Raw genomic sequence first — 10,564 nt, forward strand, 5'->3', positions numbered from 1 at the left:
CATGAAAAAGCTGTCCTGCATCAAGTAAGAAGAACAGCCAAACAAAAATAGTGCTTCCTATTTTTCGTTTGGTTGAGTTTATTACCGTAAATGTAAGCTTTTGAACACCATTTAGTGGAGAGGTTGTGACAGAGAGGTTCAGCCTTGAGCGATAAGAAGCGATTTTGAAAAATAGCTTCCCATATTTTACAAAATCGTGCCTTATTGCCGATAGGCTATCTCTGGAACACCGTTTATTCGAAAAAGGAGCTGCGACAAAATTTTTGTCACAGCTCCATTCATAAATATTTCCTGTCAATCCAACATAATCGGCTGAATAAAATCGGCCTGCCATCTTTTTCACTAGTCAGATACGACGAGAATGTTTGTTTTCTCATCCCTTTTGAAATGTCCCCCCAAGAGTTAAATTTGGGTGTCATTGCTATTTAGATGCTATTTTTTATTGTCACTTTTCTTTTTAAATGTCAAAAAATTTTGTTAAGTTTAGCATATAAAAATATTGTAGAGTTTAGTTACAACGCTTAAAACATATATTGTATAATCTGATCAATTTTAGCCATGTCTTGCAATGGCAGGTTTTCTATTTTTTTGAGTCTTCGTTCCTTAAAATCAAGTGATTTTAATTGAGAAATAAGTACTTGTCCTTTTATATCTAGCTCTTCTGGTAATGAGTAACGTGTCGGTAAATTCTTTATCGTGGAAGTAATCGGACATATGACCGAAAACATTGTTTTACGATTAAACTCATAACGAGAGACGACTAGTCCTGGTCGTCTTTTTTGAATTTCTTTTCCTACCGAAGGATCAAAATCAATCCACACAATATCACCTTTTTTAGGAATATAAATTCTTTCTTCTGACACTATAACCTTTCTCTCCCTTCAGGAGTTAAATCTTCCCATTCGTCTTTTTCATAATATTCGGCCTCTTCTCCACCACTAAATGGATCTTCAATTTTTGGAACTAACGTAATTGTCCCATCGTCAGAATATACAACGATATATTCTTGGTTTTCTGTAGGTTTCTTTCCGTTATCAGAAGGTAAAGTAACCACTACAGAACTTCCTTGTAATCTAGATTTTGTAACAAGCATCATCATCACCTCTTCAGTAAAAGTATACTACACAACACTAAGTAACGCAAAAGTACCCTTTGTAAACTAGATGGAGAAATGATTAAAAGCATTTTGAGAAATGGTGCACTTTGAAAAATTAGCAGCTTAGAAATGGAGACAAATGTTTTCTATTTCTATACAAAAATAGACAAAAGTAACAACCTACACTCTTCGTAAAGAGGCAAGGGATACCTTTGTCTACAGTCTGACAGCTCAACTTTTTAGTGAGCTGTTTTATTTATTTGTCAATCCAGCATAATCGGCTGAATAAAATCGGCCTGCCATCTTTTTTCTTTCTCAGAAAAATCGAAATACCATATCTGAGAGAAATACTGTCGTTGCGTCGTACTTCCTGAGATCAAGCGTCCATCTTTTCGATCAACTAAATAATCACAGCATCTGAAATCAATTCGGATGGCAAAACTATTCTCGTGGATCTGTCGATAATTTCCTACTTCCTGAATAGTTACTTTTTTAGTATGATTTCTTACACCGTCTGCTTTGTTTTTTTGCAGAACTTTCTGATGTTCGGCAAACAGCTTGTCTGTATAACAGCTTCTGGCTTTTTCAGGAGTTTCTTCTTCCCAAGCGGATTGGATCTTCATGAATATCTTTTGGATTTCCAGAAACTGTGCTTTCTTTTCTTTAGCCGTTCCTGACATGCGGGACAATATCTCCGCTTTCAGCCTTTTCTTTTGTCTTTTATTCTTGACGATAGAAAAAGCGGAAACCCCTCCTACTGACAAAACAGCTAATGCAAGAAATCCCGTTTGCTCATAACTAGAAGGACCTGTACTTGGACCATAATACCCATAAGAATCTCTGCCGTAAGAACGACTGCCAAAATAACTGCCCCCATATGAACGACCGCCAAATGAACTTCTGCCCGAACTTCGACCGCTAGATGTTCCGCCGCCATGACCACCTGCGACAGCGAATCCTTGGGTCGGCAAAGCAAACAAACATAACCCCACTAACAAAATGATTGCTAAATAATTGATTTTTTTCATTGTCTTCCTCGTTATCTTTTATTACAAAAAACTATTTTTATCATAGCCTTGCCGAAAAGAAGAGTCAATAACCAGATGCATAAACTGTTTTTTTAGCAGTTTTGTCTTAATTTACTCATTGAGTAACAGCGGACAGACATATGTGTTGGCAGCCCATATTTCCTCTATCTTCAGCATGAACAAGCTGGCAGACAAAAGATCTGCGCTTCCTCCAGGAGAGATTTGGTTTTCCTGACAAAAGTGCAACAGTGCTATAAATGGACGATTTGGTAAAGCACTTTGACTAGCAGCATGAGCAAGTTTTTGCATTTCCACTAACGTTTTCTGATTACTGCGATGCAATACGCAGGTGTCATCTAAGGAACTCATCAAAACTAACAACATATGCATTTGTTTCTGTACATCAGAATCATTATCTAGCTCCTTAGCAGCTTGGATTGCAAGCCTGATATGCGGATAACCCAACACTGCTTCTTCATATGCACCATTTACGCCGTATTTTTGCTTCACCGTATGCCCATGAGTGTTTTTTTTATGACGATATTTTGTATCAGGAAAAGCAGCAAGCTTGCTGACATCACCGAGTATTTCCGTTAAAGAAAAAGGCTGTTCCATACTGATTTTTTGTGCAGTCACACTGGTCAATAGCCCCATTGCCCAAATCGCTCCTTTATGGGTATTGATGCCATCTGTAGCAATCAACATCGCTTTTTCCGCTTTCCGTCCAATCTCAGCAATCTTTTCTCTTAACTCCTGATCGATAGCATGTTGCCATGCTATTTGAGCCATTTCTTCAAAAAAAGGAGTCAGCGTCTTCGCAGACTTAAGAAATAAAGCATAGTCCATATCGGAATGTGCACCCGCATCCAGTGCATCCACTAATCCAGGTTTTGGGCTTAATGTTACTTCTGCGAGCAATGCTTCCTCTACCAACGCAGCGAGTTGCTGAGTCACTGCTTTTTTTCGTTCGTCATTTATCATGACACTCACTCCTTCTTTCTATTACTTGTTGAACCCTTTTTTGATGGCTGCCCAAATGATGTGAAGCAACCAGCTTAAAGCAAATGCACAACTTGCCGTCATTAGATAAGCTACAAGAATCATGACTCCTGAAGGTAACTGCAGCCAACTATCTTTAAACAATAACAACAGTACTTGGAACACAAATACATTGGCTAAATACGTACGGTAAGCATAAACAGACAACCATTTGAACAATGGTAATTTTGGCGAATCGTTTACAATCATTTTTGAAGCGCCCATGAAGACAGCAAAGATGATGACTAAGCTGTACAAACTTTGGATCGTATTCAAGTAAGGCGCATTCGCAAAGCTCAAGTCTCCTGGATGTGCGAGCAATGAACGGACAGAAAAGAACGCGATAACTAAGCCAACAGGTAAGAAAAGATAACGTACTCTGTCCAAATATTGATAGACTTTTTCGTGATAAACAAATGCGGCTACCCCATAAATCCCGTAAATCATGAAACTAGCAACAAACCGATCTAACAAGTACCAGCTGTCATGATAAGGACCAGTCAATACTTGTGTTTGATAGAACAGATACCATGCAACATATAAAATCGTTGAACCAATCAATACTGGCCATACATATTTTTTATTAGCAAATACTTTGTAACCGAGCCAAACAAAAAACGGCATGAACAATTGAATCTGCAGCATCATCACGGTATACCATAAATGAGGCGCTCCATCACCTGTGACATATTTCAGTAAAAAGCTTGCAGTATCCGTATACGGAGTTTGTTGTTGGACTGCTGGAAATAGCCAAAGATAAGCCGTCGTCCATAGAAGATACGGAACGACTAGTTCAAAAAACTTTTCTTTCAAAAATTCCCAATAAGACAAATGCTGACTTGTTTTTACCATATTATAGACAATTGCAAAAATAAACATTGGTGCTGTGTATTTAACGATGACGTAAAAGGTACCAAGAAAAGCTGTATTTGTTGCGCTGTGGCTGTTTGCCAAAGCAAAGCTCAATATCGTTTGCATCATAACAGCCGTTACAGCTGATACTTTCTGGAAGTCACTTACGTTGATTTTGATTTTTTTGTTTTCAAACATCTCTTTCTCTCTCTTTTTCTTTATTACCAAAGTTCTTTGGTTAATTTAGGTCCTTCGACTGTTTTCAATAGAATTTTTTTCTCTGGCTCTCTCAAATACTCTTTTAGTGAAAATCCGCCTTGCCGAGTCACTACTTGGGTATCGAATTGCTCAAAAAAAGCAGGATGCGATCGAATTGCCTGAATTGGCAATTCAATCGGAGAATCTGCGTACAGAAGCAAATCAAAATCACTGGTTTCTTTTACTGCCGGAATCCCAGTTGATAATTCAAATCCTAAGCTGCCGCCGATTCCCCACTTGCATCCTGATAATATGTTTCTAGCAGCATGAAATTGCTGATAAACAGGATAATCCATGATTTTCTCTTGTCTATACGATTCTTGTTCGATGATGTCCCACGGATGAATGACTTGTTTGACAGCATGTTTTGAGATTTTTGTTGCCCATCTCTGATTACGGGCAGGGCCACGTAATCCAATCGGTAGTATTTCGGCGTGATCTGTCGACGCACGACGGACTGTTCCGAACATTTTTTCAGTTAGAACGACCCATTCAGGCAAGGGGAACCTTTCTATTTCATGTTTATCAAAAAGAACAATATCATGTGCTTGAATCATTTTTTATGCATCCCATTCTTCGTCCATTTTGGCACGGACTTTATTTGTTTCGACACGTCCGAATGTTTTGGCTGTTTCGTTCGTGTATCGATTTGTCAGCATCGTGTCATTTGTATTGCGGACATCTTGAATGGCTTCATTGATTGCTTCGATGACTTTGTTGACATTTTGTTCTGAAGCAGCTTGGTCGGTGATATCTTCTAGGAAATGATAGATTGCTCCTAGTTTTGTATAATTATTGATATCGTAAGCGATAGCTGGAACTTTTTCAGCAGCTGCTTCGATTTCAGCAACCGAACGTTTTGTCACACGTGCAGCACTTTCTTTAGACATCGCTTGGACAGTGATTTCTTTATTGTTTAAAGCAATCAAGCGGCTTGATTGTAATCCATGCGCTAAAAATGCACCTGAAATAGCATTTCCTGCAATCAATCCAATAACTGGATGTCCAGCTTGACGGAGTTTTGCATAAGCAGCAGCACTATTAGCCAAAGCCACATGAATACCGATCAATTCTTCGTTATAGCCGTATGCTTGGCTTGGTACATCGATCACAACGACAATTGGCCGTTTCACTTTTTTATCTTTATCTTCTTCGTAAACGTGATCCAAAATTTGTCCCATGCGGAAACCTTCAACTAAACCAACTTCACCGTTTCGTACACGGTACATCGGATTTTTAGGATCAGGTACGATCGAGGTCACGATGGCTTCTTCTATGAATTTACTTGATTTACCATAATACACAGTACTGATAGAAGAAGTTGGATTTTTCATGCCAGTTAGTGCCGCAAACCAATCGTAACCAACACTTGCTGCAGCTGGTTCATTTCCTTCTGCTACTTCTGGTAAGTCCATTGATTTTGCTTGATGGTTAGCAATCGCTTCATTGTAATCGTCAATGCTCATTGGTTTTGAAAGATCCAAAGAATCAAGTAATGATAAATAAAATGCTGAGCTTTCACTGCGATGCGTGTCTTTTCGTTCGTCCATTGCTGCGATGACAGCAGCTTTGATTGCTTCTACACTATCAGTCACTAGTTCATCAATGATTTTTGATTCTACCCGTTGACGAGATCCTAATGTATTCCAAATCAAGTCTTTGTCACTAGAATCAAATTCTCGAACACCTGCTTCTTGCTCAATAACTTCTGGTCCATTCAAACCGACTCTCGCTTTTTTTGTTGCGATCAAATAACTCATCAATGCTGAAGTAATCGACATACCGCCAAATGATCCTACACGTCCTGGAATCAAACCGATGACTGGTACATATTGTTTTAGAGCAATGATTGCATTTCCGATTTCTGAAATAGATAACAGTCCGTAGTTCGCTTCTTGCAGACGAACACCGCCTGTATCTAGTACGATGACTGGAAAAATTTCATTTCCTTTTTTGTTTTCTTCTAATACATGTTCGAGTGCAGCAACGATTTTTGCACCGGAAACTTCACCGATACCGCCACCTTGGAATTTTCCTTCCATAGCGATTACTACTGCTTGTTTACCATTGATCGTGCCACGGCTGACAACGATCCCGTCATCACTTTCAGGGACGATTCCTTGTGCTGGCAAACTTGGTGCGATGATTTGATCGAATGGACCAATCAATTCACGTCCATTGTCAAGTAGAGCGTTCACTCGTTCTCTGGCGTTTAATTCTACAAAACTATTTTTCATCTGAAAGTTCCTCCATTGCTTGCGTCAATCGTAGGTACACAACTCCTGGTGTAGCACCGAAGTCATTGATCACGATATCTGCTGAAATTGGATAACGATCAAAAAATCTCGTTAATACGTTGTTCCATACTTCGCCGAAGCCATCGCTTCCTGTACAGATTTTTACAGTAGATTCTTTTTTTTCTGTTGGAAACATCAAGATTTCCAAATCACCTGAACCGACCACTCCTACATGGATTTTCTTATTGATCGGCTGTTTCGTTGGATATTTATAAGCTAATTGTTCCATGGATCTCTCCCCTTTTTGTAAAACAGAGCATACACGTTCTGCTTATTCGTCTTTCTTCTTCCATCTGAGTAAATGGCGACAAAAGGTTTTCCTCGCCAATTTTATGACCAAGTTCTGAATTTCATTGGTGGTTCATACAGGCCATCTGACCATTCGATCAAATCATCGATGGTTTGTGCAGCTAATAATGAACGTTTCGCTTCACTACGTTTGATGCCTAGATCTTCTGGTAATTTCACGATGCCGGCTGCACGCAAACGGTCTAGTGATTCTTTGTTGCTTGTCATCCCAAGAGGTGTGACACCGCCAATGGCTGCAATTGCTGCTTGTCGTTCTTCTTTTGTTTTTGCTTTGTACAAATAAGCGATTCCTTCTTCTGTCACGATATGCGTGGTATCCTCGCTATAGATCATCACTGGTGCATTGGCTAAGCCTGCCTGTTTTTGAACAGCTAATGCATCTAATTCTTCGACAAAGACTGGCTTTTTATTTGAACCATATGTTTCAACCATTTGAACAACTAATTTTTGGCCTTTCCCTAATGGATCATCATTGTCGCGAAGTGATTGCCATGCTGGTGTAGAATGACGACGACCGCCAGGATTATGTCCCATGTTAGGCGCACCGCCAAAACCAGATAAACGTCCTTTTGTTACGGTAGAAGAGTTTCCTTCGTAATCTAATTGCAAGGTTGAACCGATAAACATATCGATGGCATATTGTCCTGCAGCTTGTGATAATGTTCGGTTACTGCGCATCGTGCCGTCTTTACCGACAAAAAAGACATCGGGGCGAGCAGCAATATATTTTTCCATACCAACTTCGCCACCAAAACTATGGATGCTTTCAACCCAACCTGATTCGATGGCTGGAATCATCGTTGGATGTGGGTTCAATACCCAGTTCTTCGCGATTTTCCCTTTCAACCCTAGTGATTCGCCATAAGTTGGCAGTAACAATTCGATAGCTGCTGTATTGAATCCAATACCGTGATTCAAAGATTGTACGCCGTGTTCTGCGTAGATTCCTTTGATTGCCATCATTGCCATTAGGATTTGCAATTCTGTGATGTTTTGAGGATCTCGTGTGAATAAAGCTTCTAATTGATAAGGTTTATCTGCTTTCACGACAACGTCTACCCAGTCACCAGGGATATCTACACGTGGTAAAGAATCGACAACTTCGTTGACTTGAACGATCACGATACCATCTTTGAAAGCTGCAGCTTCGATGATTGTTGGTGTTTCTTCCGTATTGAAACCTGTGTACAAGTTGCCGTCTTTATCTGCTTTATCTGCAGCTACTAAAACAACATTTGGAATCAAATCGATGAATAAGCGTCCATAAAGTTCCAAATAAGTATGGATATCACCTAATTTCATTGTGCCGTCTTCAATCATTTGGGCGACACGCAAGCTTTGTGCACCAGCATAAGAAAAATCGATCTTGCTTGCGATTCCTTTTTCAAAAATATTCAAATGTTCTGGTCGTGAGATACTAGACATAATCAAATGCAGATCATTCACTTTTTCTGCATCTACTTTTTCAAGACTTTCTGAAAGAAAACTTGCTTGTTTTTGATTGTCGCCTTCTAATACAACTTTATCGCCGGGAGCAATCAGTTTTTCCATTACTTCTACGATTTTTTCAGTTTCTACATACTTGCCATTGAGCAAGTTGCTGATTTTTTCCAATCGCTGCGCTTTTTTTTCGCGTTTAGAAGCCCAGTTGCGGTTTGGTTTTTCCATAATTAGTCATCTCCATTTTTGATATAGAAACGTGGCGTCATCAATACCATGTTGGTCTAGATTGATCGTACGGATCCCTTTATCTACACCAAATTTTGTATGAATCAGCTTTGTCAAAGTATTGCCGGGGGGAAATTCAATCGTCAGATCCATTCCTAATTCTTTTGCCAAGTCCATCATTTGGTTCCATTGCACAGGGAAAGCTAGGTTTTCCAACAAATCTTTACGAATCTCTTCTGCGTCCTGAGTGGCTCTTCCATCCGTATTTTTTATATACAAACATCTAGCATCAGATAGATGGACAGACTGCATATACGGCTTGAATTTCTTGACTGTATCATTCATCAAGAGACAATGAGATGGCACAGGAACTTTCAGCAGCTTCGCTGTTTGCGCTTGGCGCCGTTTGGCTTCTGCCAACGTAACGGATAAACCTTCGATACTCCCAGATAGCGTATGTTGCATCGGACAATTTTCATTTGACAGATAGACTGGGTGGTCAGGATCAAATGTTTTTGCTACAATTTCCTCTGCTTCGCTTCTCGTCACACCTACTACTACGCCCATTGCATAACCGCTTGGATAAGCTTCTTTCATTAAGACTGCGCGGTGATAGACTAGTTCCGCTGCATTCTCAAATGTCAAAGATCGACAAGCAACAGCTGCACAAAAAGCACCGATCGAATGTCCTGCTGCAATATCAGGCTGAATACCGTTTTTTTCCATTTCATCTAAATAAAATACTGCTTTTGTCAGTAATGCTAGCTGGATAAAAACCGTATCTTGATAGTTTTCTTCTTTATCAACTAACCGATACCCCGTCACATTTTCTAAACGTTCCATGTACATTTCAGGAATATCCGCTAACATCCCTAACTTCTGACTGCCTTGCCCAGGAAATAAGAAACCTGTACTCATGAGCCTCGCCTCCTTAGCACTTACTTTTTCCACTGCTATCTTAGTCAATTTCTGCTATAATAAAAAATGCCAAAAAAAGAAAAAACCATAACAAAAAGGTATGGATGGGATGGATAATTATGAAATTGCTTCATCTACAGTATTTTAAAAAAGTGTTCGAAACAAAAAATGTCACCCAAGCAGCCAAAGAATTATTTATTTCTCAACCTGCCTTGAGCCGTGCGATCAAACATTTGGAAAACGAATTAGGAGTCCCTTTGTTTTACCATAGCGGCAGAAATATTGAGACAACTGTTTATGCAGAAGAATTCTATCCATATGCAGTCAAGACATTAGACACATTAGAAGAAGGAATCAAATTATTGTCTTCGGTCAATGAGAAGATCGTTACTTCCGTCATTTTGTATTTAGAGGTAGCTTCTGTTTCTATTCCGAACTTGGTCCGAATTTTTATGGAAAAGCATCCTGATATCCAATTAACGATCATGCAACATCATTTACCAGATGATATTACCGATCCTGTACTATACATCACTTCGGAGATGAAGCCTGGCATGACCAATATTCCTATCATGAAAGAACCTGTTTATGTAGCCATTCCTAAGAAACATCCTCTTGCGAAAAAAGAACATCTGCAATTAGAAGATATTCAACGCACCCCCATCTTGATGCTGTCAAAGAGCAATGCCTTCCGTCATACACTGGATGCAGCACTTGAAGCGAAAAGTATCGAATTGACGATCAGTTCGACGACAGATGATCCTGCGACATTACGTTCTATTGTCAAGCAAGGATTAGCTGTTAGCTTTTTCCCAAAAGTTTCTTGGTCTTACGATAAAAATGATCCTTTCGTCTTGCGGGAAATCAAAGATTTGCCCTTGACACGAACAATTTATTTATCTTCTAGCTTCACAGAAGATCATCCTTTGATCAAAATGATTGCAAAAACGATGCGGGAATTTTATTTAGGAAAATAAAAAGAAAAGAGCTGGGACAAAATTCTTGTCGCAGCTCTTTTTTTGAACAAACGGTGTTCCAGAAGTAACTTCTTCAGAAATAAGCCCAAATTCCCCAAAAATTTGAGAAGCAATTTTCGTAAA

Annotated in this window: 11 protein-coding genes; 1 reads left to right on the top strand and 10 read right to left on the bottom strand. The window is 39.4% G+C overall.

What is annotated here, in order from left to right; genetic code table 11:
- Window positions 1-521: 521 nt before the first annotated feature.
- The 10 genes from HMPREF2988_RS01325 to HMPREF2988_RS01370 all read right to left on the bottom strand — a co-directional run bounded on the left by HMPREF2988_RS01325 (window position 522) and on the right by HMPREF2988_RS01370 (window position 9,464).
- Complete coding sequence (locus HMPREF2988_RS01325; protein ID WP_002341043.1) at window positions 522-863, bottom strand: type II toxin-antitoxin system PemK/MazF family toxin; 342 nt, start codon at window positions 861-863, stop codon at window positions 522-524.
- Complete coding sequence (mazE, locus tag HMPREF2988_RS01330) at window positions 863-1,093, bottom strand: type II toxin-antitoxin system PemI/MazE family antitoxin (RefSeq protein WP_070769854.1); 231 nt, start codon at window positions 1,091-1,093, stop codon at window positions 863-865. Before mazE ends, HMPREF2988_RS01325 begins: the two co-directional genes overlap by 1 nt.
- Before the next feature lie 266 nt (window positions 1,094-1,359).
- The gene (locus tag HMPREF2988_RS01335; RefSeq protein ID WP_002292530.1) at window positions 1,360-2,124 is read right to left on the bottom strand and encodes a TIM44-like domain-containing protein; all 765 of its coding nucleotides are present in this window, start codon (window positions 2,122-2,124) and stop codon (window positions 1,360-1,362) included.
- A gap of 111 nt (window positions 2,125-2,235) precedes the next feature.
- Window positions 2,236-3,105 carry a triphosphoribosyl-dephospho-CoA synthase MdcB gene (mdcB, locus tag HMPREF2988_RS01340; protein ID WP_070769855.1) on the bottom strand — a complete coding sequence of 290 codons (870 nt, stop codon included), beginning with the start codon at window positions 3,103-3,105 and terminating at the stop codon, window positions 2,236-2,238.
- A 21-nt stretch (window positions 3,106-3,126) separates the two neighbouring features.
- Window positions 3,127-4,212 (bottom strand): acyltransferase family protein, encoded by a 1,086-nt coding sequence (locus tag HMPREF2988_RS01345; RefSeq protein ID WP_002329651.1) that lies wholly within the window; start codon window positions 4,210-4,212, stop codon window positions 3,127-3,129.
- Between the two features lie 23 nt (window positions 4,213-4,235).
- Window positions 4,236-4,829, bottom strand: a complete 594-nt coding sequence (locus HMPREF2988_RS01350) for a malonate decarboxylase holo-ACP synthase (RefSeq protein ID WP_070769856.1) — start codon at window positions 4,827-4,829, stop codon at window positions 4,236-4,238.
- A 3-nt stretch (window positions 4,830-4,832) separates the two neighbouring features.
- Window positions 4,833-6,509 carry a biotin-independent malonate decarboxylase subunit beta gene (gene mdcD / locus HMPREF2988_RS01355; RefSeq protein ID WP_070769857.1) on the bottom strand — a complete coding sequence of 559 codons (1,677 nt, stop codon included), beginning with the start codon at window positions 6,507-6,509 and terminating at the stop codon, window positions 4,833-4,835.
- Window positions 6,499-6,798: a malonate decarboxylase subunit delta gene (locus HMPREF2988_RS01360; protein WP_002292523.1), complete on the bottom strand. Its 300-nt coding sequence runs from the start codon at window positions 6,796-6,798 to the stop codon at window positions 6,499-6,501. The genes mdcD and HMPREF2988_RS01360 overlap by 11 nt, the downstream gene beginning before the upstream one ends.
- 101 nt (window positions 6,799-6,899) lie before the next feature.
- Window positions 6,900-8,546 carry a malonate decarboxylase subunit alpha gene (gene mdcA / locus HMPREF2988_RS01365; RefSeq protein ID WP_070769858.1) on the bottom strand — a complete coding sequence of 549 codons (1,647 nt, stop codon included), beginning with the start codon at window positions 8,544-8,546 and terminating at the stop codon, window positions 6,900-6,902.
- 6 nt (window positions 8,547-8,552) lie between these two features.
- The gene (locus tag HMPREF2988_RS01370) at window positions 8,553-9,464 is read right to left on the bottom strand and encodes an ACP S-malonyltransferase (RefSeq protein WP_070769859.1); all 912 of its coding nucleotides are present in this window, start codon (window positions 9,462-9,464) and stop codon (window positions 8,553-8,555) included.
- A gap of 119 nt (window positions 9,465-9,583) precedes the next feature.
- Between HMPREF2988_RS01370 and HMPREF2988_RS01375 the strand changes: the two genes are divergently transcribed.
- Window positions 9,584-10,441, top strand: a complete 858-nt coding sequence (locus tag HMPREF2988_RS01375; protein ID WP_002287551.1) for a LysR family transcriptional regulator — start codon at window positions 9,584-9,586, stop codon at window positions 10,439-10,441.
- Window positions 10,442-10,564: the final 123 nt, after the last annotated feature.

The sequence above is a fragment of the Enterococcus sp. HMSC061C05 genome, from assembly GCF_001814765.1.
In the GTDB taxonomy this organism is placed as follows: Bacteria; Bacillota; Bacilli; order Lactobacillales; family Enterococcaceae; genus Enterococcus_B; species Enterococcus_B lactis.